Origin of the sequence: Streptomyces sp. S063, from assembly GCF_002832675.1 — a bacterium.
Lineage (GTDB): Bacteria > Actinomycetota > Actinomycetes > Streptomycetales > Streptomycetaceae > Streptomyces > Streptomyces sindenensis.
On sequence record NZ_CP021707.1, the window covers coordinates 5,535,154 to 5,555,620 of the forward strand.

General features: G+C 71.6%; 21 protein-coding genes. 15 read left to right on the top strand and 6 right to left on the bottom strand.

The annotated features are described in order from the left end of the window. The first annotated feature begins 271 nt into the window (after positions 1-271). The 7 genes from CCZ36_RS25635 to CCZ36_RS25665 all read left to right on the top strand — a co-directional run bounded on the left by CCZ36_RS25635 (position 272) and on the right by CCZ36_RS25665 (position 7,879). Positions 272-1,942, top strand: a complete 1,671-nt coding sequence (locus CCZ36_RS25635) for an ABC transporter substrate-binding protein (RefSeq protein ID WP_069738373.1) — start codon at positions 272-274, stop codon at positions 1,940-1,942. Positions 1,943-2,027: 85 nt separating this feature from the next. After that, complete coding sequence (locus tag CCZ36_RS25640) at positions 2,028-3,032, top strand: ABC transporter permease (RefSeq protein WP_006127747.1); 1,005 nt, start codon at positions 2,028-2,030, stop codon at positions 3,030-3,032. Position 3,033: 1 nt separating this feature from the next. After that, positions 3,034-3,996, top strand: coding sequence for an ABC transporter permease (locus tag CCZ36_RS25645; protein WP_128818652.1), 963 nt, complete (start codon positions 3,034-3,036; stop codon positions 3,994-3,996). A 6-nt stretch (positions 3,997-4,002) separates the two neighbouring features. Then, complete coding sequence (locus CCZ36_RS25650) at positions 4,003-4,995, top strand: ABC transporter ATP-binding protein (RefSeq protein ID WP_069738375.1); 993 nt, start codon at positions 4,003-4,005, stop codon at positions 4,993-4,995. Continuing rightward, the gene (locus CCZ36_RS25655; protein ID WP_069738376.1) at positions 4,992-6,224 is read left to right on the top strand and encodes an oligopeptide/dipeptide ABC transporter ATP-binding protein; all 1,233 of its coding nucleotides are present in this window, start codon (positions 4,992-4,994) and stop codon (positions 6,222-6,224) included. The genes CCZ36_RS25650 and CCZ36_RS25655 overlap by 4 nt, the downstream gene beginning before the upstream one ends. A 29-nt stretch (positions 6,225-6,253) precedes the next feature. Beyond that, the gene (locus CCZ36_RS25660) at positions 6,254-6,925 is read left to right on the top strand and encodes a trimeric intracellular cation channel family protein (RefSeq protein WP_069738377.1); all 672 of its coding nucleotides are present in this window, start codon (positions 6,254-6,256) and stop codon (positions 6,923-6,925) included. Positions 6,926-6,997: 72 nt separating this feature from the next. Further along, positions 6,998-7,879: a thioesterase family protein gene (locus tag CCZ36_RS25665; RefSeq protein WP_176734557.1), complete on the top strand. Its 882-nt coding sequence runs from the start codon at positions 6,998-7,000 to the stop codon at positions 7,877-7,879. Between the two features lies 1 nt (position 7,880). Here the strand turns inward: CCZ36_RS25665 and CCZ36_RS25670 are convergent, their stop codons facing one another. From CCZ36_RS25670 to CCZ36_RS25680, 3 genes are all read right to left on the bottom strand, one after another. Continuing rightward, complete coding sequence (locus CCZ36_RS25670; RefSeq protein WP_128818653.1) at positions 7,881-8,693, bottom strand: MerR family transcriptional regulator; 813 nt, start codon at positions 8,691-8,693, stop codon at positions 7,881-7,883. 47 nt (positions 8,694-8,740) lie between these two features. After that, positions 8,741-9,625, bottom strand: a complete 885-nt coding sequence (locus CCZ36_RS25675; RefSeq protein WP_069738379.1) for a DUF2268 domain-containing protein — start codon at positions 9,623-9,625, stop codon at positions 8,741-8,743. A gap of 83 nt (positions 9,626-9,708) precedes the next feature. Beyond that, entirely contained in the window at positions 9,709-10,335 is a 627-nt protein-coding gene (locus CCZ36_RS25680; RefSeq protein WP_128818654.1) for a TetR family transcriptional regulator, read from the bottom strand. A gap of 116 nt (positions 10,336-10,451) precedes the next feature. On the opposite strand from CCZ36_RS25680, the gene CCZ36_RS34905 reads away from it, so the two are divergent. The 3 genes from CCZ36_RS34905 to CCZ36_RS25690 all read left to right on the top strand — a co-directional run bounded on the left by CCZ36_RS34905 (position 10,452) and on the right by CCZ36_RS25690 (position 12,393). Then, entirely contained in the window at positions 10,452-10,607 is a 156-nt protein-coding gene (locus tag CCZ36_RS34905) for a hypothetical protein (protein ID WP_164873548.1), read from the top strand. A gap of 79 nt (positions 10,608-10,686) precedes the next feature. Continuing rightward, positions 10,687-11,064, top strand: coding sequence for a DUF4190 domain-containing protein (locus tag CCZ36_RS25685; RefSeq protein WP_069738381.1), 378 nt, complete (start codon positions 10,687-10,689; stop codon positions 11,062-11,064). A gap of 159 nt (positions 11,065-11,223) precedes the next feature. Then, positions 11,224-12,393, top strand: coding sequence for a cysteine desulfurase family protein (locus CCZ36_RS25690; protein ID WP_069741822.1), 1,170 nt, complete (start codon positions 11,224-11,226; stop codon positions 12,391-12,393). Positions 12,394-12,441: 48 nt separating this feature from the next. Here CCZ36_RS25690 and CCZ36_RS25695 read toward each other — a convergent pair whose 3' ends face one another. Then, complete coding sequence (locus CCZ36_RS25695; RefSeq protein WP_069738383.1) at positions 12,442-13,167, bottom strand: N-acetylmuramoyl-L-alanine amidase; 726 nt, start codon at positions 13,165-13,167, stop codon at positions 12,442-12,444. 61 nt (positions 13,168-13,228) lie between these two features. Here CCZ36_RS25695 and mnmA point away from each other — a divergent pair, with 61 nt between their 5' ends. After that, on the top strand, positions 13,229-14,365 hold the full coding sequence (gene mnmA / locus CCZ36_RS25700; RefSeq protein ID WP_069738384.1) for a tRNA 2-thiouridine(34) synthase MnmA: 1,137 nt from the start codon (positions 13,229-13,231) through the stop codon (positions 14,363-14,365). Between the two features lie 54 nt (positions 14,366-14,419). Here the strand turns inward: mnmA and CCZ36_RS25705 are convergent, their stop codons facing one another. Together CCZ36_RS25705 and CCZ36_RS25710 are read right to left on the bottom strand one after the other, a co-directional pair. After that, the gene (locus tag CCZ36_RS25705) at positions 14,420-15,223 is read right to left on the bottom strand and encodes an alpha/beta fold hydrolase (RefSeq protein ID WP_128818655.1); all 804 of its coding nucleotides are present in this window, start codon (positions 15,221-15,223) and stop codon (positions 14,420-14,422) included. 77 nt (positions 15,224-15,300) lie between these two features. Further along, positions 15,301-15,636 carry a DUF427 domain-containing protein gene (locus CCZ36_RS25710; RefSeq protein WP_069738386.1) on the bottom strand — a complete coding sequence of 112 codons (336 nt, stop codon included), beginning with the start codon at positions 15,634-15,636 and terminating at the stop codon, positions 15,301-15,303. Between the two features lie 112 nt (positions 15,637-15,748). Here CCZ36_RS25710 and CCZ36_RS25715 point away from each other — a divergent pair, with 112 nt between their 5' ends. The 4 genes from CCZ36_RS25715 to ligA all read left to right on the top strand — a co-directional run bounded on the left by CCZ36_RS25715 (position 15,749) and on the right by ligA (position 20,398). Continuing rightward, the gene (locus CCZ36_RS25715; protein ID WP_069738387.1) at positions 15,749-16,288 is read left to right on the top strand and encodes a TIGR00730 family Rossman fold protein; all 540 of its coding nucleotides are present in this window, start codon (positions 15,749-15,751) and stop codon (positions 16,286-16,288) included. 82 nt (positions 16,289-16,370) lie between these two features. Further along, a complete protein-coding gene (locus tag CCZ36_RS25720) occupies positions 16,371-17,060 on the top strand; it encodes an SDR family oxidoreductase (RefSeq protein ID WP_128818656.1) in 690 nt (229 codons plus the stop codon). Between the two features lie 45 nt (positions 17,061-17,105). Continuing rightward, entirely contained in the window at positions 17,106-18,134 is a 1,029-nt protein-coding gene (locus CCZ36_RS25725) for a methionine synthase (RefSeq protein ID WP_069738389.1), read from the top strand. Positions 18,135-18,166: 32 nt separating this feature from the next. After that, positions 18,167-20,398: an NAD-dependent DNA ligase LigA gene (gene ligA / locus CCZ36_RS25730; RefSeq protein WP_128818657.1), complete on the top strand. Its 2,232-nt coding sequence runs from the start codon at positions 18,167-18,169 to the stop codon at positions 20,396-20,398. The last annotated feature ends 69 nt before the right edge of the window (positions 20,399-20,467 follow it).

Genomic DNA, 20,467 nt, shown 5'->3' on the forward strand with positions numbered 1-20,467 from the left:
TCCGCCGACCCCGAGGCTCCGGGAGGCTCCGGCCGGTCCCCGGAGGCCGCGTCACCGGGGACGAGTCGGCCCCTCGGTCACCCTCCGTCGAACTCCCCTCCATGTCCGGCTTGTTAACTTCCCCCGTGAGGATGTCCCGGAACTGGACGGTTTGTTAACTGTCCGGGTCTCGACTAGGTCTCACCGCTATCCGGACTGTTCTCTTGCGGCAGGCACCGTCTGTAGTGTGCGGCCATCAAACCTCACCACATGGCGAACCAGGGGTGGACCCATGCGAATATTCAAGTCCCGGGCTGTCCGGGCGATCACGACAGCGGTCGCTGTCGGTCTGATCGCCACGGGCTGTTCCAGCGATCGGGACGGGGGTGACGCCAAGGGGGGCGACAAGGACACCTTCGTCTTCGCCGGAGCCGGCGACCCCGGTTCCCTCGACCCGGCCCTCGCGAGCGACGGCGAGACGTTCCGCGTCACCCGTCAGGCCTTCGAGGCGCTTCTGGAGCACGAGTCCGGCGGCAGCGAGCTCGTCGGTGGTCTGGCCGAGAAGTGGTCGAGCGACGAGGCCGGCAAGGTCTGGACGTTCAACCTGCGCCAGAACGTCAAGTTCCACGACGGCGAGGCGTTCAACGCCGCCGCGGTCTGCGCGAACTACGACTACTGGTTCAACTGGAAGGGCACGTACCAGTCCAGCGCGGTCTCCTACTACTGGCAGACCATCATGGGCGGGTTCGCGAAGAACGAAGACCCCGAGACGCCCAAGGCGAACTACAAGTCCTGCACCGCCAAGGACGAGAACACCGCCGTCATCGAGGTCAACGAGCCCTCGGCGAACCTGCCGGGCGGATTCTCGCTCCAGGCCCTGGCGATCCACTCGCCGAAGGCCCTCAAGGAGTACGCGAAGCAGAACGCGACCGCCAAGGGCGACGCGATCACGTACCCCAAGTACAGCCAGGAGGCCGGCACGGTCGCCGGTACCGGCCCGTACAAGATCACCAAGTGGAACAAGGGCAACAAGGAAGTCTCCTTGGAGCGCTTCGACGACTACTGGGGTGAGAAGGCCAAGGTGAAGAACCTGGTCTTCCGCACCATCTCCACCGAGGAGACCCGCCGCCAGGCGCTCCAGGCGGGTGACATCGACGGCTACGACCTGGTCGCGCCGGCCGATGTGACGACGCTGGAGAAGGAGGGTTACGAGGTTCCGACCCGTGACGTCTTCAACATCTTCTACCTCGGCATGAGCCAGTCGGCGAACCCGGCGCTGAAGAAGCCCGAGGTCCGTCAGGCGATCACCCACGCCATCGACCGCGAGAACCTCGTCAACACCCAGCTGCCCGAGGGCGGCAAGGTCGCGACCCAGTTCATGCCCGACACGGTCGCCGGCTTCTCGGACAAGGTGAAAACCTACCCGTTCGACACCGCCAAGGCGAAGGACCTCCTCAAGCAGGCCGGCGAGGAGAAGCTCAGCATCGACTTCTGCTACCCGACCGAGGTCACCCGCCCGTACATGCCTGCCCCGCAGGACATGTTCGAGCTGATGAAGGCTGACCTGGAGAAGGCCGGCATCACCGTCAAGCCGAAGGCCATGAAGTGGGCCCCGGACTACCTGGACGCCACCGAGGCGGGCTCCTGCGCCCTGCACATGCTCGGCTGGACCGGTGACTTCAACGACGGCTACAACTTCATCGGCACCTGGTTCGCCGGACCGGACAAGCAGTGGGGCTTCAAGGACCAGAAGGTCTTCGACGCCGTGAACGCCGCCTCCAAGGTCACGGACCAGGACGCCCGCACCGAGGCGTACAAGAAGGCCAACGAGGCCATCGCCGAGTACATCCCGGGCGTGCCGATCTCCTCGTCGCCGCCGGCCATCGCGTTCGCCAAGAACGTCAACCCGCCGAAGGTCTCCCCGCTGACGCAGGAGCACTTCGCCGAGGTCTCCTTCAAGTAATCGCACACCAGCGGGTCCGCCCGGCCACAGCAACCAGGTGGCCGGGCGGACCCGCATCGACGCACGTGAGAAAGGGGCATGCGGGGTGCTGCGACTCGTCGTAAGAAGACTTCTCCAGCTCATTCCCACCCTGCTCGGCCTGTCGGTCCTGCTGTTCCTCTGGCTGAACCGACTGCCCGGCGGACCCGCCTCAGCGATCCTGGGCGAGCGGGCCACCGAAGCCGAAGTGGCGAGAATCAACCGTGCACTCGGGCTCGACGAGCCGGTGCACGTCCAGTACTGGCGCTTCCTCAAGCGCATCTTCGAGCTCGACCTCGGGACCTCCACCCAGACCGGCCAGCCGGTGTGGGACGAGTTCGCCCTGCGCTTCCCGGCCACCGTGGAGCTCAGCGTCGCCGCGATCCTGATCGCCGTCGCCGTCGGCATCCCGATGGGCTACCTGGCGGCCAAGCGGCGCGGCGGCTGGCTGGATGTCGCCTCGGTCTCCGGATCGCTGCTCGGCATCTGCATCCCGGTCTTCTTCCTGGCCATGCTGCTGCGCGGGATCTTCTCCGTGGAGCTGGGCTGGTTCCCCAGCCAGGGCCGCCTCACCACCGGCATCAACGCCACCGACGTCACCGGATTCGCGGTGCTGGACGGGGTGTTGACCGGCGAGTTCGACGCCAGCTGGGACGCGATCATGCACCTGGTCCTGCCCGCCGTCGCCCTCGCCTCCATCCCGCTCGCCGTGATCGTCCGGATGACCCGGGCCAGCGTCCTGGAGGTGCTCGGCGAGGACTACATCCGTACCGCCGAGTCCAAGGGCCTCGACAAGGGCACCGTGCGCGGCCGGCACGTGCTGCGCAACGCACTGCTGCCGGTGATCACCGCGGTCGGCCTGCTGACCGGCAGCCTGCTCTCCGGTGCGGTCCTCACGGAGTCCGTCTTCGACTTCGGCGGCATCGGCTCCTTCATCCGTACCGCGATCGACGGCCGCGACTACCCGGTCCTCGTCGGGTTCATTCTCTTCATCGCGATGGTGTACGTGCTGATCAACCTGCTGGTCGACCTCGCGTACAGCATCATCGACCCGAGAGTGCGGGTGCACTGACGTGACGATCCTGACCAACAAAGCAGACAAGATCGACCGTCTTGCCGAGCTGACCCAGAGCAGCGAGAGCGTCAGCGGCAGCAGCCTGTGGCGCGAGGCGTTCCGGCGCATGCGCTCCAGCAAGATGGCGATCATCGGCGCGGCCATCATCGCCGTGTTCGTCCTGGTCGCCGTCGTCGGGCCGATGCTGGCCCCGCACGGTGCGACCGCGCAGACCTGGCGCAGCGAAGTCTTCCCCAACCAGGGCAAGTTCGTCGGCATGCGCGGCGAGAACTGGTTCGGCCTGGACCACCTGGGCCGCGACATGTTCTCCCGCTGGCTCGTCGGCGCCCGGCAGACGCTGCTCGTGGGTGTGGTCTCCATGCTCATCGGCCTGATAGTCGGCGCGCTCGTCGGTGTGCTCTCCGGAGCCGCCGCCACCCTCGGCGGCAAGGCCGGGCAGCGCGTCGACACCGTGATCATGCGCTTCACCGACATCATGCTGTCGCTGCCCTCGCTGCTGCTCGCGGTCTCCATCGCCGCCGTGCTCGGCCAGTCGCTGACCACCGTGATGATCGCCGTGGGTGTCGTCCAGATCCCCATCTTCGCCCGCCTGCTGCGCGGTTCGATGCTGGTGCAGGGCGGCGCGGACTACGTGCTGGCCGCGAAGGCGGTCGGTATCCGGCGCAAGCGGATCGTGCTCACGCAGATCCTGCCGAATTCGCTGAGCCCCGTGATCGTCCAGGCCACGCTGAGCCTGGCCACCGCGATCATCGAGGCCGCCGCCCTGTCCTACCTGGGGCTCGGCAACCCCGACCCGGCCGTTCCCGAGTGGGGCGTCATGCTCTCCCAGGCGCAGCGCTTCTTCGACAACGAGCCGATGATGGCCGCGTACCCGGCCATCGGGATCATCATCACCGCCCTCGGCTTCACCCTGCTGGGCGAGGCCATGCGCGAAGCCCTCGACCCGAAGTTGCGAGGCTGAAGTCCCATGTCACTGCTCTCCGTTGAGGAACTCAGCGTCACCTTCACCGCCCGCGGCCGCAAGGACGCCACGGCCGTGGACGGTGTCTCCTTCACCGTCGACCAGGGCCAGGTCGTGGGCCTGGTCGGCGAGTCGGGCTGCGGCAAGTCCGTCACCTCGCTCGCCCTGATGGGGCTGCTGCCCCGCAAGGGCGTGCGGGTCGGCGGCCGCGCCGAGTTCGACGGCCAGAACCTGCTGACCATGAACGAGCGCAAGCTCCGCGACATGCGCGGCAGCCAGCTCGCGATGATCTTCCAGGACCCGTTGTCCTCGCTGAACCCGGTCGTTCCGATCGGCATCCAGGTCACCGAGATCCTCCAGCGCCACCGCGGGCTGAAGGGCGAGAAGGCCCGCAAGGAAGCGGTGTCCCTGCTCGACCGGGTCGGCATCCCCGACCCGGACCGGCGGCTCAAGGAGTACCCGCACCAGCTCTCCGGCGGTATGCGCCAGCGGGCGCTGATCGCCATGGCGGTCGCCTGCGCCCCCCGGCTGCTGATCGCCGACGAGCCGACGACGGCCCTGGACGTCACCATCCAGGCGCAGATCCTGGAGCTTCTGAAGGAACTGGTCGACCAGGAGGGCACCGCCCTGCTGATGATCACGCACGACCTCGGCGTCGTCGCGGGTCTCTGCGACGAGGTCAACGTCCTGTACGCCGGACGGGCGGTGGAATCGGCGGGCCGCCGCGAGCTGTTCGCCCACCCCACCCACCCGTACGCGCACGGGCTGCTCGGCTCCATCCCGCGTCTGGACGCACCGCGCGGCGAGCCGCTCAACCCGATCCGCGGCTCCATCAACGACAAGATCGCCTGGGCCGACGGCTGCGCGTTCGCGCCCCGGTGCGACCACTACACGATGGAGTGCCTCACCGGCACCCCCGAACTGACCGAACCACGCGCGGCCGGACACCAGGTGCGCTGCGTCAACCCGGTCCTGCCCAAGGCGGAGGTCCCGGCATGAGCCTTCTCGAACTGGACGACGTCAAAGTCCACTTCCCGGTCAAGAAGGGCCTCTTCTTCGACCGCACGGTGGGCCACGTCTACGCGGTCGACGGCGTCTCGCTGACCATCGAGGCCGGCCAGACGTACGGCCTGGTCGGCGAGTCGGGCTGCGGCAAGACGACCCTCGGCCGGGCGGTCCTGCGGCTGAACGACATCACCGACGGCGGGGTCGTCTTCGACGGCACCGACCTGGCGAAGCTGCCGTCCGAGGAGATGCGGGCCTTCCGCCGCCGCCTCCAGATGGTCTTCCAGGACCCGCTGGGCAGCCTCAACCCCCGGCAGAACATCGAGTCGATCCTCTCCGAGGGCATGGCCGCCCACGGCATCGGCAAGGACCAGGCGGAGCGCCGGGAGAAGATCAAGGACATCCTGGCCAAGGTCGGGCTGCCGTCCAACGCGCTCTCCCGCTACCCGCACGAGTTCTCCGGCGGCCAGCGCCAGCGCATCGGCATCGCCCGCGCGCTGGTCCTGGAGCCGGACGTGATCATCTGCGACGAGCCGGTCTCCGCGCTCGACGTCTCGGTCCAGGCGCAGGTGATCAACCTGCTGGAGGAGCTCCAGGAGTCCCTCGGCCTGACCTACCTGGTGATCGCGCACGACCTCGCGGTCGTCCGGCACATCTCGGACGTCATCGGGGTGATGTACCTCGGCGGGCTCGTCGAGGAGGCCCCGAGCGACGCGCTGTACGCGAAGCCCCGGCATCCGTACACCAAGGCGCTGATGTCGGCCGTCCCGGTGCCCGACCCCGAGGTCGAGGACCGCCGCGAGCGCATCCTCCTCCACGGCGACCTGCCCTCCCCGGCGAACCCGCCGGCCGGCTGCCGCTTCCACACCCGCTGCCCGTGGGTGCAGGAGACCAAGTGCGCCACGGAGCGCCCGCCGCTGCTGGACACCGGCGACGGGCACAAGGTGGCCTGCCACTACACGGCCGAGATCGAGGCCGGAACGGTGAAGCAGACCCTGGCGGCCGGCATCGAGGCGGTCATCGGGACGGAGGCGGTCGCGACCGAAGCCGTGGAGGTCTCCGAGGGGGAGGCCGAGGCCCCGGCGCCCGAGACCCCCGGGAAGGAGGCCGGAGCCGAGGCCCCCGAGAAGGAGCCCGCGACCGTACCGGCCCAGGCCGACGCGGATGCCACGCGGAAGGCCGCGGGGGCCACGGAGAAGGCGGAGGACGGCCCCCAGGCCTAGGGAGCGTCCGGGACCGGCACAATTGCCCGGTGCTCACCGAACTGTTCACGCCCTCCGTCCAGCATGCGCTCGACCTCGTCGGGATCTTCGTCTTCGCGATCTCGGGCGCCCTGCTCGCCGTCCGCAAGAACTTCGATGTCTTCGGCATCGCGGTTCTCGCGGAGGTGACAGCGCTGGGCGGAGGGCTGTTCCGTGACGTCATGATCGGCGCGATCCCGCCCGCCGCCTTCACCGACCTCGGCTACTTCATCACCCCGCTCTTCGCCGCCGGCCTGGTCTTCTTCCTCCACCCGCACGTGGAGCGCATCCAGGTCGGCGTCAACGTCTTCGACGCGGCGGGGCTCGGCCTGTTCTGCGTGACCGGCACGGTCAAGGCGTACGAGTACGGCCTCGGGCTCACCGCGTCCGCGGCGCTCGGCCTGGCCACGGCGGTCGGCGGCGGTGTCCTGCGCGATGTGCTCGCCAACGAGGTCCCCTCGCTGCTGCGCTGGGACCGGGACCTGTACGCGGTGCCCGCGATCGTCGGCGCGACCATGGTGGTCCTGTGCATCCGCTTCGACACCCTCAACGCCCTGACCAGCGGCATGGCGGTGATCGCCGCGTTCGCCCTGCGGCTGCTGGCGCTGCGCTTCCACTGGCGGGCGCCCCGGGCCTACAACCGTTCGTCGGCGCGGGCCGAGGAGGGGCCGGCGGCGACGTAGGGCGAGGCGGCCGGGTAACGGCGCTCACAAAAAGCTACCGCTCAGTAGGGTGATGGATGTACCGTGCATGCCATGGCACAGGCAGCGACTGAGGCAGTGACCGGAGCGGCGGAGACCGCACGGGCGACCATCGGTGACAGCGAGTTCGACCGGGACACGGCGGTCACCCTGCGCGAGGACGGCGTCTACGACGCCGAGCTCTCCGCCGGCTGGACGATCATCCACGCCGTCAACGGCGGCTATCTGCTGGCCCTGCTCGGCCGAGCCCTGGGCGAGGCCCTGCCGCACCCCGACCCGTTCTCCGTCTCGGCGCACTACCTCACCGCCTCCGTGCCCGGCCCGGCGGTGATCCGCACCCAGACCGTCCGGACCGGCCGGACCCTCTCCACGGGTCAGGCCTCCCTCTTCCAGTACGCGGAGGACGGCAGCGAGGTCGAGCGCATCCGGGTCCTGGCCACCTACGGCGATCTGGACGCGCTCCCCGACGACGTCCGCACCACGGCCCTGCCGCCCGCCATGCCCGACCGGGACCACTGCCTCGGCCCCAGCGACGGCGCACCCAGGATCCCCGGCAGCTCGGCCATCACCGACCGCCTCGACATCAAGCTCGACCCGGCCACCGTCGGCTGGGCGGTCGGCGCGCCCTCCGGCAAGGGCGAGATGCGCGGCTGGTTCGGCCTGGCCGACGGCCGCGATCCGGACCCGCTGTCGCTGCTGCTCACCGTGGACGCCCTGCCGCCGACCTCGTTCGAGCTGGGCCTGACCGGCTGGACGCCCACCGTCGAGCTGACCACCCACATCCGCTGCCGCCCCGCCCCGGGCCCGCTGCGCGTCGCCATCACCACCCGCAACCTCGCGGGCGGCTTCCTGGAGGAGGACGCCGAGGTCTGGGACAGCGCCGACCGCCTCGTCGCCCAGTCCCGCCAGCTCGCCAAGGCCCCGCGGACTTCCTGACCTAAGGGGTGTCCGGGTCCACCCCGTGGGCCCGGGCGTTCGCGGCGATCACCCGGCACAGCCAGCCGCCCAGACCCGGGGCGACGGAGTCGTAGTGCGCGACCCACCCCGGGTCCTCCGCATACGTCCGGCCGATGCACACCTGCAGGGTGTACGTGCAGTCGAAGTACGTCGAGATCTGCGCGCGGTGCCGTTCGGCGAGGGCGTTCGCGCGGTCCGAGCCCGGATCGGCGCCGTCGCGGTGGGCGGAGGCCAGGTCGGCCTCCAGTGCCTCGTTGGCCGCCGCCACGTCCTTCCAGTCCTCGGGGCTCATCGCGGCCGCCCGCTCCGCGTACTGGGCCCACTGCTCCGTTCCGCCCCAGCGCTCCTCGGCCTCCTCGGTCCAGGAGGGCTGCCAGTCGGCCCCGAAGATCTCCACCTGCTCCTCGGGCGTCAGCCGGATGCCGGGCCTCGACTCCAGCAGCATCCGGTCGACCGCGCCGACCATCCGCTCCAGCCGGGAGATCCGGTCCACGAGCTGCCCCCGCTGCCGGCGCAGATGCTCGCGCGCGTCGACCTCCGGGTCGTCCAGGAGCCGCCCGATCGCGGACAGCGGGATGCCGATCTCCCGGTAGACGAGGACCCGGTGGAGCCGGGCGACGTCGTCGTCCCCGTACACCCGGTAGCCGGACCGGGTGCGCCCGCCCGGCCGCACCAGGCCGATCGCGTCCCAGTGGTGCAGCGTCTTCACGCTGACCCCGACGAGCGCGGCGGCCCGCCCCACGGTCAGTCCGTCGGCGTGCGGTTCTCCGGGGTGGTGGTCCTTGCTGCTCACCGGACCAGTCTCCCGCGGAGGGGGCGCGGCGGTCGCGGGCCGGCCGGTCACGCGGTCGTGGCCACGCCCGCGCATCCGAGGACCTGCCGGGCGGGCAGGGCGACGCTCGCGGCGGCGGTCAGCCCGGTGGCGGCGAGGTGGGCGTCCACGAAACGCAGCCCGGCCGCGTACCCGGCGAAGTCCGGCAGCCCCACCGGCGGCTGCCCCAGCTGAACGGCGGTGCGGTCGCCGAACACGTACGGGGACAGGTTCTGCATGCCCGCCACGTCGATCCCGGCCGCCACCTTCGCGCAGACCTCGTCGAGCTCCGGGCCGCGCAGGGACGTCGCCCAGGGGCCCATGGCGGCCTCGCCGGCCAGCTCCCGCACGAACGCCTCGGCCAGCCCCTCGGCCACGACCTGCTCGCCGACCGTGACCGCCATCGGGTCCCAGGCCACGTTGGAGTAGCGGACGTTGTGGTGCAGCTCATGGGCGGCGGCGTGCTCGATCTTGGCCAGACCGGTCCCGGTGGGCCACATCATCAGCAGGATCGCGCCCGGGATGCCGCCGAGGCCGAAGTACCCCTGGTTGAGGGTCATCAGCGGGTCGTCCGGGTCGCCGAGCACCAGGACCACGTGCACGGTGTCGGCGGTCCGCGCCTCGGGCGCCGCCGCGCCCAGCAGCTCCCGCGCGGCGGCGAGGGAGTCCTCGACCCGCCGCCACACCCCGGCCTCCCGCATCCGGTCCAGGGCGGGCAGGAGGCGCGGGTCGTCCCGGTCGATCGGGAATCCGCTGCCCGCGCGGTGCGTCTCGACCAGATCGCCGACCCCCACCCCGGACATCACCTCCTGCAACGGGGCGAATACCTCGCGCAGGGCGTCGGGTCGTTGGGCCAGGGGGCGGTGCAGGAGGTCGAGCAGGGCGGATGCGGTGTCATGGACGACGATCTTCATAGCCGGGACCGTAGAGCCTCCTGCAACGGGAGGGTCAAGGGCGACCGAGGGCGCTCGTGGGTCGTCGTCGGGGGGCGTCGCGGTCAGCCCTCGTCCAGCCAGTGCGACCGGCCGATGGTGACCAGTCGCAGCCGCCGCCGGGCCACCCGGACGACCTCCGCCTCACCCTCCGGTCCGGCCTCCAGCAGGGTCGACGCGGTGATCACCATGTGGTCCACATAGAGGCCGCCGAGCATCAGCAGGTCCTCCTCGCTCCAGCCGGCGGATCCCGGCTCCTGGCCGAGCGCGCACGCCACCTCCTCGGCGAACCGCCGCAGTTGAGCCACGATGGCCGCGCGCACCGGGCCGACCCCGCCGTGCTGCTCACGTGCGATGAACCGGAAGTGGGCGGGCTGCGCGCCGACATGACGCGCTATCACCGCCACGCTGCGGTCCAGCCGCTCCTCGCTGTCGCCCGTCTCCGCGAGCACCGCGGCGATCAGCCCGTGCAGGCTGCCCAGGGTCTCCTCCACCAGGGCGACGCCGAGCGCCGCGGTGTCCTCGAAGTGCCGGTAGAAGGCCGTCGGGGTGACCCCGGCCGTACGGGTGACCTCCCGCAGTCCCAGGCTGCTCAGACTCTGGTGCTCCAGGAGGGCGAGCGCCGCGTCCAGGAGGGCCTGTCGCGTTCTGAGCTTCTGGGTCCGGCGAACGCCGACGGGAGTGTGACTCATGCCATTCAGTAAACAACCGTTCTCCGAGTCAGGGGAAGGGTGCGGGGTTTAGGCTTTCGAGTCAGTGAACACTCGTACTCCGAACGGCCTTCGTCGTCGCACAGAGAGGTTCCGCCGTGCTCGTCCTCGTCGCCGCGCTGCTCCTGCTGGGAATCCTCCTCGGGGCGGTCGCCCACATCCCGCTGCCGCTGACCCTGGCCGCCGCGGCCGTGATCGGCTGCTGGCTGCTGATCTTCGGCGTACGCGAGCGCACTTCGCGCCGCCCCCACTGACTTGCCGCACGCACCGCCCCGTAGCACCCGCACCCGCCGAGCCTGCCGTTTCCCGGACCGATCCGAAGGAGCTCGCACCATGACTCTCACCCTCATCGACCGCACCCGCCGCACGGACGCGACCCCCGGCAAGGACGCGGACGCCACCCCGGGCAAGGACGTCGTCACCACGGGCACGGTGCCGCGGAAGAGCCCCGAGGCCGCTCCGCGCCGGGCCGCCGGCCGTGAGGCGGACGGTCTCGCCGTCGCCTCGTTCGTCCTCGGCCTCGTCGGGCTGCTGGTCTTCAACATCGTGCTCGGACCCATGGCGATCGTGATGGCGCTGCTGGCCCTGACCCGTCACACCCGCCGCCGGGGGCGCGCCTTCCTCGGACTCGCCCTCGGCGTCGCCGACCTCGCCGTGCTCGCCGCCCTGGTCACCGCCAACGGCACGGTCGCCTGGAGCATCGGCGGCTGACGCTCGCGGCCCCGCGGGCCACGCTCCCCGTACCGGGCCGGGGGCCTCGGGCGGTCTCCGCACCGGTCCACCGCACCCCCCCCCGAAAGCGTGCGCGGGGGCCGGGCCGTGACGCGCCCGGCATGCGCCCCGCCCCGGGCTCGTAGAATCGGCCCCACCATGGCTTACCTCGACCACGCCGCGACCACCCCGATGCTTCCCGAAGCGATCGGGGCGATGACCGCCCAGCTCTCCGTCACCGGCAACGCGTCCTCGCTGCACGCCGCCGGACGCCGGGCCCGCCGCACCGTCGAGGAGTCCAGAGAAGCCCTCGCCGACTCCCTCGGCGCCCGCCCCAGCGAGGTGGTGTTCACCTCCGGCGGCACGGAGGCCGACAACCTCGCCGTCAAGGGCCTCTACTGGTCCCGCCGCGACGCCGACCCCCGCCGCACCCGGGTCCTCGCCGGCCCCGTCGAACACCACGCCGTCCTCGACGCCGTCGACTGGCTCGCCGAACACGAGGGCGCGAACGTCGACTACCTCCCCGTCGACCGCCACGGCCGGGTCCATCCCGAAGCCCTGCGCGAGGCGATCCTCCGCAACCCCGACGACATCGCGATGATCACCGTGATGTGGGCCAACAACGAGATCGGCACGATCATGCCGGTACGTGAACTGGCATCGGTGGCAGCGGAGTTCGGGATCCCCATGCACGCCGACGCGGTCCAGGCCTTCGGCCAGCTGGAGGTCGACTTCGCCGCCTCCGGGCTGGCCGCGATGACGGTCAGCGGGCACAAGATCGGCGGCCCGTTCGGCATCGGCGCCCTGCTGCTGGGCCGCGACCACGCCCCCGTACCCGTGCTGCACGGCGGCGGCCAGGAGCGGCACGTCCGCTCCGGCACCCTCGACGTGCCCGCCATCGCCTCCTTCGCGGTCGCCGGGCGGCTGGCGGCCGAGCGGCGCGCGGAGTTCGCCCGGAGGGTCGGCGCCCTGCGCGACGAGCTCGTGGCCGCCGTGCGCCTCGCCGTGCCGGACGCCGTGCTCGGCGGCGATCCCGACCCGGCCGGCCGCCTGCCCGCCAACGCCCACTTCAGCTTCCCCGGCTGTGAGGGCGACTCCCTGCTCCTGCTGCTGGACGCGCAGGGCATCGAATGCTCCACCGGCTCCGCCTGCACCGCCGGGATCGCCCAGCCCAGCCACGTACTCCTGGCCACCGGGACCGATCCGGATCTGGCCCGGGGCACCCTGCGTTTCTCGCTCGGCCACACCTCGACCGAGGACGACGTGAAGGCGCTCGCCGAGGCGATCGGCCCGGCGGTCGAGCGGGCGAGGACGGCCGGGCTCAGCTGAGGGGCGCGAACGCCGGGCTCAGCTGACGAGGGCCGTCCCCCAGAGGCGCTATGCCTTCGCCGACGGTGAGGGCGTCGGGCTCGGCGGCGCCGTCGCGGCCCGCCGCACCAGCTCCATGTACCGGTCCCAGTCCCAGTGCGGCCCCGGATCGGTGTGGTCGGTGCCCGGCACCTCCACATGCCCGATGATGTGCTCCCGGTCGATGGGTATGCCGTGCCGCGCGCAGATCGACGCCGTGAGCCGCGCCGACGACGCGTACATCTCCTTCGTGAGGTCCTGAGGCCGGTCCACGAACCCCTCGTGCTCGATGCCGACCGCGCGCTCGTTGTAGGAGCGGTTGCCCGCCTGGTACGCCACGTCCAGCTCGCGGATCATCTGCACCACCCGCCCGTCCTGCCCCACGATGTAGTGCGTCGCGGCCCGGTGGGCGGGGTCCTGGAACACCTTCACCGCGCTGGCGAAGCTGCCTTGGGTGACATGGATGATCACCCGGTCGACGGGGAAGTCGTCGGGCCGGTCCGCGCGCCGCCAGTTCGCCTCCGACGCGGCCACCCAGGTCGCTCCCGCGTAGTCCAGCTCGCCCGGCTTCCGGGGCTTCTCGACTCCGGGGACCCGCCACCACAGGCGTTTCACCTCGTCGCGCGCGAGCACCGCGGCGGCACCGGCGGCCGCCACCGCGCCACCGCCGATCAGCAGTGCGCGGCGGCTGACGCCGTCCGCGGGCTTCTTCCGCGAAGGCTTACGCCCGGCCCGGGTGCTCCCGTTGTTCCCCATGTGGTCGTCAACGCTTATCCGTGAGCGTTCGGTTCCCGGCGACCCGTACCCTGGAGGGGCTATGACTCAGACTTCCCAGCGCCCCCTGCGTGTCCTCGCCGCGATGTCGGGCGGCGTGGACTCCGCCGTCGCCGCCGCCCGCGCCGTCGAGGCGGGCCACGACGTGACCGGTGTCCACCTCGCCCTGTCCGCGAACCCCCAGTCCTTCCGGACCGGTGCGCGCGGCTGCTGCACCATCGAGGACTCCCGGGACGCCCGCCGCGCGGCAGACGTCATCGGTATCCCGTTCTACGTCTGGGACCTGGCGGAACGCTTCCGCGAGGACGTGGTGGAGGACTTCGTCGCGGAGTACGAGGCCGGGCGCACGCCCAACCCCTGCCTGCGCTGCAACGAGAAGATCAAGTTCGCCGCGCTGCTCGACAAGGCGCTCGCCCTCGGCTTCGACGCCGTCTGCACCGGCCACTACGCCACGGTCGTGCTCACCGAGGACGGCAGCCGCGAGCTGCACCGCGCGTCCGACATGGCCAAGGACCAGAGCTATGTGCTCGGCGTCCTGGACGAGAAGCAGCTCGCCCACGCCATGTTCCCGCTCGGCGACACGCTCACCACCAAGGACGAGATCCGTGCCGAGGCCGAGCGCCGGGGCCTGGCCGTCGCCAAGAAGCCCGACAGCCACGACATCTGCTTCATCGCCGACGGCGACACCCAGGGCTTCCTCGCCGACCGCCTCGGCGGCCCGGCCGAGGGCGACATCCTCGACGAGTCGGGTACGAAGCTGGGCACCCACGAGGGCGCGTTCGGCTTCACCATCGGCCAGCGCAAGGGCCTGAAGATCGGCCACCCGGCCCCCGACGGCAAGCCGCGCTACGTCCTCGACATCTCCCCGGTGAACAACACGGTCACCGTCGGCCCCGTCGAGGCCCTGGACGTCACCGCCCTGACCGCGATCAAGCCCCGCTGGTGCGGAACGCCCCCGTCCGGCCCGGGTACGTACACCGCCCAGCTGCGCGCCCACGGCGGCGAGACCGAGGTCACCGCCGAGCTGGTCGACGGCTCCGAGCTGAACGTCACCTTCACCGAGCCGGTCCGGGGCGTCGCCCCCGGCCAGGCGGTCGTCCTCTACGACGGCACGCGCGTGGTCGGCTCGGCCACCATCGCCACGACGGTTCGCCGCGAGCGGGTGGCGACGGGCGGCTGAGACCGGCCCGCGTACCGGTCAGGTCGCTGTCGCCTGCCGGTACGCGTGCACGTCCTACGACGCCCGCCCGTACGCGTACACGTCCCTGGCGAAGAACTCCGTCAGCACCGGCGCGAGCACCTGCGGCGCCACCTCGCGCGTCTGGCCCGTCAGCGTGCGGTGCCGGCCCCGCGGCAGGGCCTCGGCCAGGGTCCGGGTCGCCGCCCGTGCCGGGGCGCTGCTGAAGCCGCCGCAGATCACCAGGGCCCGGGCGGTGACGGCCGAGAACCGCTCGGCGGGGATCGCCCCGTCGCCCAGCAGCGCGTCGTCGTACGCCAGCGTGTGCGCCATCGACTCCAGCTCCGGCCACACCGGGGCCCGCCGCATCCGGGCGGCCGTCTCCTCGGCGACCCCCGTCAGGGACAGGAACAGCTCCACCGCCGCGCCCCGGTCCCCGGCCGCCAGCAGCCGCCGCAGCCGGGCCGTGCAGCGGGCCTTGAACCGCAGACCGGACGCGCCCGGCGTGTAGGGCGGCTCGTACACGGCGAGCAGCTCCACCGGCAGCCCGGCGGCGGCCGCCTCCAGCGCCAGCGCCCCGCCGGCGGACATCCCGAACACCGACGCGCCCGCCCCGGCCGCACCGACGACGGCGGCCAGGTCCTCGACCTCCCGCGCCACGGTGCAGCGCCCGGTGTCACCGCTGGCGCCCCGGCCCCGCCGGTCGTAGGTGACCACCGTGAAGCGCGGCGCCAGCAGAGCGGCCAGCACGGCGTCGGTCGCCGCGACGCTCAGCGCCCCGCCGACCAGCACCAGCGGCGGCCCCTCGCCCTGGCGGCGGTAGGCGATCGGCGTGCCGTCGGCGGAGAGAATCCTGTCCATGCGAGAGGAGACCGGGGCGGCCCGGAAAACTCATCGCTCGCCCGGAAAAAAACTTCCCGGGCGAGCGGATCGAAGAGTCAGTCCGCCACCGTCTCCGTGTCGTAGAAGCAGAAGTGGTCCTTGATCGCGGCGACTTCGGGCTTCGGGTCCGGGTAGGCCCAGACGAGGTCGGCGGCCCCGGGCCGGGACCAGTAGGAGGCGTCGCCCTTGAACGGGCAGTGGGTGGAGGTGGCCGACGCGGTGAGCAGTTCGGTGCGGACATCCTCGGGCGGCAGGTAGTAGCGGGCCGGACAGCCCGTCTCGCGGAGCACGAGCGGACGGCGGCTCTCGGCCAGCACCTGTCCGTCGTGCACGGCCCGCACGTGCTCGGTGCCCTGCTCGACGGTGATGCGGTGTCCTCGGGTGGCAGTCATGCCTGTTTCAGCGACGTACGGGGCCGGGTTCTTCCCCGTACGCCGATCGATCCCCTACGCCGATCCGTCCCCGGAACGGGGGAGTGCCCGAGGCGGGTCGTACGGTGGCGCCATGAACATCTGCGTCTTCCTCTCCGCCGCCGACCTCGACGACCGTTACACCGTGCCCGCCCGGGAGTTCGCCGAGCTGCTCGGCAGGGGCGGGCACACCCTGGTCTGGGGCGGCTCCGAGAGCGGTCTGATGAAGGTCGTCGCGGACGGAGTGCAGGCGGCGGGCGGGCGTCTCGTGGGCGTATCGGTCGACTTCCTCGCCGCGAAGGCCCGCACCGACGCCGACGAGATGGTCATCGCCCGTGACCTCGCCGAGCGCAAGGCGCTGCTCCTGGAGAAGGCCGACGCCGTGGTCATCATGGTCGGCGGGACCGGGACGCTGGACGAGGCCACCGAGATCCTGGAGCTGAAGAAGCACGGCAAGCACACCAAGCCCGTCGTCCTGCTCAACACGGCGGGCTTCTACGACGGCCTGCGCCAGCAGTTCCAGCGCATGGAGGACGAGGGCTTCCTGCCGCTGCCCCTGACCGATCTCGTCTTCTTCGCCAAGGACGGCGTCGGCGCGCTCGCCTACCTGGAGGAGTCCGCCGGACTCCAGTGAGCGGCCCGGACCGGGGGCCGGCGCCCCCCACCCGGGCGAGACCGCCGGGACCCGGGAGCGGGCCCGGACCTAGGATCGCCCCATGGCTACCCACCTCATCACCGGCGCCGGGTCCGGCATCGGCGCAGCTGTCGCCCGCCGTCTCCAGGAGCGCGGCGACGACCTCGTCCTGCTCGCCCGCGACGCCGGCCGCGCCAAGGAGTTCGCCGAGCGCTACCCGGGCGCGCGCACGCTCGTCGGCGACCTCGGCAACCCCGACCGGCTGTCCTGGGCGTTCGGCCAGCAGGCCATGCCCGAGCGGATCGACACCTTGCTGAACATCGCGGGCGTCGTCGAACTCGGCGAGGTCGGGGAGCTCACGCCCAAGGCCTGGCGCTTCCAGATCGACGCCAACCTGATCGCCCCCGCCGAGGTCACCCGCCTCCTCCTCCCGCAGCTCCGCGTCGCCCAGGGCCACGTCGTCTTCGTGAACTCCGGCGCCGGACTCAACGCCCACGCCGGGTGGAGCGCGTACGCCGCGAGCAAGCACGGTCTCAAGGCGCTCGCCGACTCGCTGCGCCACGAGGAGCATGGCAACGGAGTCCGCGTCACCTCCGTCTACCCCGGCCGTACCGCCAGCCCCATGCAGGCCAAGGTGCACCAGCAGGAGGGCAAGGAGTACGACGCCGAGCGCTGGATCGACCCCGAGTCGGTGGCCACCACGATCCTCATGGCGATCGACCTGCCGCGCGACGCCGAGGTCAACGACCTCACGGTCCGGCCCGGCCGCTGACGCCCTGGCGAGCAGATGCCCCGCCGGTGACCGTAGGCTTCCCGCGTGAGCGAGAAGAGCAAGTTCAGCGGGTGTCCGGCGACCGGCATCGGATCGATGCCCGGGGGAGACGCGAGGGAGGCGGCGAAGACCGTCACCGGCTCCTTCGCCGACGGCCAGGGCATGCCGTACGTGGCCGAACTGCCCGCGCGCGGACCGGGCGCCGACATGATCGGCCGGAGCGTCGGCCTGCTCGTCGAGATGTACGGGCACGTCGAGCCGAGCGGCTGGCGGATCAGCGACCGGCCCGGCCGCGACACCCGCAGGGCCCGTTCCTGGCTGGGGGAGGACCTGGACGCCCTGGAGGAGTTCGCCCAGGGGTACGAAGGGCTGCTCAAGGTCCAGGCCGTCGGGCCCTGGACGCTCGCCGCCGCCCTCGAACTGCGCGGCGGCGAAGCCATGCTGGCCGACGCGGGCGCCTGCCGCGACCTGGCCGGATCCCTGGCGGAGGGGCTCCGCGCCCACCTCGCGGAGGTCCGCCGCCGGATGCCCGGCGCGAACGTCGTCCTCCAGCTCGACGAACCCTCCCTGACCGCCGTCCTGCTGGGCCGGGTCCGCTCGGCCAGCGGCTACCGCACCTACCGCGCGGTCGACCGCCAGATCGTCGAGGCGACCCTGCGCGACGTCCTCGCGGCGGCCGGCGAGGACGGGACCACGCTCGTCCACTCCTGCGCCCCCGAGGTGCCCGTCGCGCTGCTGCGCCGGGCCGGGGCCGACGGCATCTCGCTCGACTTCTCGTTGCTCACGGAGCGTGAGGAGGAGGCGATCGGGGAAGCCGTCGAGGGCGGCACCCAGCTGTTCCTGGGCGTGGTGCCCTCCACGGACGCGGCTTCGGAGGGATTGTCGGACCCGGGCGGTAGCGTCATGGGAGTCAGGACGCTGTGGCGCAGGCTGGGGCTGAATCCGGGGACTCTCGCCGAGTCCGTCACGATCACTCCGTCGTGCGGTCTCGCGGGTGCGTCGCCCGCGTACGCCCGTACCGCGCTCGCCCACAGCGCCCGGGCGGCGAAGTCGCTCGCGGACAACCCTGAGTGACGGGGACGACGGGTACACAGGAGGACGGGACGATGGCGGGCGAAGAGCGGGTGGAGCAGGAGAGTTCGGTCCCGGCGGACGCGCGGGAGGAGCACGCGCTGCTGGCCGAGCAGATCGAGGAGCACCGCTTCCGGTATTACGTGAAGGACCAGCCGGTCGTCAGCGACGCCGAGTTCGACCGGCTGCTGCGTTCGCTGGAGGCCCTGGAGGAGGAGCACCCGGCGCTGCGCACCCCGGACTCCCCGACCCAGAAGGTCGCCGGGCCGTACATCACGGAGTTCACCTCCGTCGAGCACCGCGAGCGGATGCTCTCCCTGGACAACGCCTTCGACGACGAGGAGCTGGCCGCCTGGGCCGACCGCGTCGCCAAGGAGACCGGCACCCCCGACCACCACTTCCTGTGCGAGCTGAAGGTCGACGGCCTCGCCGTCAACCTCACCTACGAGCACGGCCGTCTCACCCGGGCGGCCACCCGCGGCGACGGTCGCACGGGCGAGGACATCACCCCCAACGTCCGCACGATCGCCGAGATCCCGCACCGCCTCAAGGGCGAGGACATCCCGGAGCTCGTCGAGATCCGCGGCGAGGTCTTCTTCCCCATGGAGGGCTTCGAGGAGCTGAACGCCCGGCTGGTCGCCGCCGACGACAAGCCGTTCGCCAACCCGCGCAACGCGGCGGCCGGATCGCTGCGGCAGAAGGACCCCAAGGTCACCGCGAGCCGCCCCCTGCACATGGTGGTGCACGGCATCGGCGCCCACGAGGGCCTGAGCATCGACCGCCTCTCCCAGGCCTACGACCTGCTCCACTCCTGGGGCCTGCCCACCGCCCAGCACAACAGGGTCGTCGACTCCCTCGCCGGCGTACGGGAGTTCATCGCGTACTTCGGCGAGCACCGGCACTCCGTGGAGCACGAGATCGACGGCGTCGTCGTCAAGCTCGACGAGATCCCGCTCCAGGGCCGCCTGGGCTCCACCTCGCGCGCCCCCCGCTGGGCCATCGCCTGGAAGTACGCCCCCGAAGAGGTCAACACCAAGCTGGTCAACATCCGCGTCGGCGTCGGCCGCACCGGCCGGGTCACCCCGTACGCCCAGGTCGAGCCGGTCGAAGTGGCCGGTTCCGAGGTCGAGTTCGCCACCCTGCACAACCAGAACGTGGTCAGGGCCAAGGGTGTCCTCATCGGCGACACCGTCGTCCTGCGCAAGGCGGGCGACGTCATCCCGGAGATCCTCGGCCCCGTCGTCGACCTGCGCGACGGCACCGAGAAAGCCTTCGAGATGCCGACCCACTGCCCCGAGTGCGGGACGGAGCTGCGCCCGATGAAGGAGGGCGACATCGACCTCCGCTGCCCCAACGCCCGCACCTGCCCCGCCCAGTTGCGCGAGCGCGTCTTCTACCTCGCCGGGCGCAAGAGCCTCGACATCGACCACTTCGGCTATGTGGCCGCCGCCGCCCTGACCCGCCCGCTGGAACCCGCCGATCCCGTCCTCAAGGACGAGAGCGATCTGTTCTCGCTCACCATCGAGCAGCTGCTGCCGATCCGGGCGTACGTCCTGGACCAGGACAGCGGGCTGCCCAAGCGCGATCCGAAGACCGGCGAGGAGAAGATCGCGACGGTCTTCGCCAACCAGCAGGGCGAGCCGAAGAAGAACGCGCTGGCCATGCTGGAGGGCATCGCCGCCGCCAAGGAAGCGCCCCTCGCCCGGATCCTCACCGGCCTCTCGATCCGGCACGTGGGCCCGGTCGCCGCCCAGGAGCTGGCCCGTCAGTTCCGTTCCGTCGACCGCATCGACGAGGCGACCGAGGAGGAGCTGGCCGCCGCCGACGGCGTCGGGCCGACCATCGCCGCGTCGGTCAAGCAGTGGTTCGCCGAGGACTGGCACCGCGAGATTCTGCGCAAGTGGCGCGAGGCCGGGGTGCGGATGGCCGACGAGGGTTCCGACGAGGACGAGGGCCCCCGCCCCCTCGAAGGGCTCACCGTCGTCGTGACCGGCACCCTCGCCGGCCACACCCGCGACGGCGCCAAGGAAGCGCTCCAGACGCTCGGCGCCAAGGTCACCGGATCGGTGTCGAAGAAGACCGCGTTCGTGGTCGTCGGCGAGAACCCCGGCTCCAAGTACGACAAGGCGATGCAGCTGAAGGTGCCCGTGCTCGACGAGGGCGGATTCGCCATCCTTCTCCAGGACGGCCCCGAACGCGCCCGGGAAGCCGCCCTGTCCGTTCCCGAAGCCGAGCCCGGGGCCGCCCCGGAGGGCGGCGGGGCGTAGACGGGGGCGCGGACGGGGAGTGACCGCCCGCCGGGTCGCCGTTCGCCGCCCGTTTCCCGGATCGAGACG

What these genes read in the sequence shown, in the direction of transcription:
- CCZ36_RS25635 (WP_069738373.1), top strand. Translation starts at nt 272, where the DNA reads ATGCGAATATTCAAGTCCCGGGCTGTCCGGGCGATCACGACAGCGGTC.
- CCZ36_RS25650 (WP_069738375.1), top strand. Translation starts at nt 4,003, where the DNA reads ATGTCACTGCTCTCCGTTGAGGAACTCAGCGTCACCTTCACCGCCCGC.
- CCZ36_RS25655 (WP_069738376.1), top strand. Translation starts at nt 4,992, where the DNA reads ATGAGCCTTCTCGAACTGGACGACGTCAAAGTCCACTTCCCGGTCAAG.
- CCZ36_RS25665 (WP_176734557.1), top strand. Translation starts at nt 6,998, where the DNA reads ATGGCACAGGCAGCGACTGAGGCAGTGACCGGAGCGGCGGAGACCGCA.
- CCZ36_RS25675 (WP_069738379.1), bottom strand. Translation starts at nt 9,625, where the DNA reads ATGAAGATCGTCGTCCATGACACCGCATCCGCCCTGCTCGACCTCCTG.
- CCZ36_RS25680 (WP_128818654.1), bottom strand. Translation starts at nt 10,335, where the DNA reads ATGAGTCACACTCCCGTCGGCGTTCGCCGGACCCAGAAGCTCAGAACG.
- CCZ36_RS25685 (WP_069738381.1), top strand. Translation starts at nt 10,687, where the DNA reads ATGACTCTCACCCTCATCGACCGCACCCGCCGCACGGACGCGACCCCC.
- CCZ36_RS25690 (WP_069741822.1), top strand. Translation starts at nt 11,224, where the DNA reads ATGGCTTACCTCGACCACGCCGCGACCACCCCGATGCTTCCCGAAGCG.
- CCZ36_RS25695 (WP_069738383.1), bottom strand. Translation starts at nt 13,167, where the DNA reads ATGGGGAACAACGGGAGCACCCGGGCCGGGCGTAAGCCTTCGCGGAAG.
- mnmA (WP_069738384.1), top strand. Translation starts at nt 13,229, where the DNA reads ATGACTCAGACTTCCCAGCGCCCCCTGCGTGTCCTCGCCGCGATGTCG.
- CCZ36_RS25705 (WP_128818655.1), bottom strand. Translation starts at nt 15,223, where the DNA reads ATGGACAGGATTCTCTCCGCCGACGGCACGCCGATCGCCTACCGCCGC.
- CCZ36_RS25710 (WP_069738386.1), bottom strand. Translation starts at nt 15,636, where the DNA reads ATGACTGCCACCCGAGGACACCGCATCACCGTCGAGCAGGGCACCGAG.
- CCZ36_RS25715 (WP_069738387.1), top strand. Translation starts at nt 15,749, where the DNA reads ATGAACATCTGCGTCTTCCTCTCCGCCGCCGACCTCGACGACCGTTAC.
- CCZ36_RS25720 (WP_128818656.1), top strand. Translation starts at nt 16,371, where the DNA reads ATGGCTACCCACCTCATCACCGGCGCCGGGTCCGGCATCGGCGCAGCT.
- ligA (WP_128818657.1), top strand. Translation starts at nt 18,167, where the DNA reads ATGGCGGGCGAAGAGCGGGTGGAGCAGGAGAGTTCGGTCCCGGCGGAC.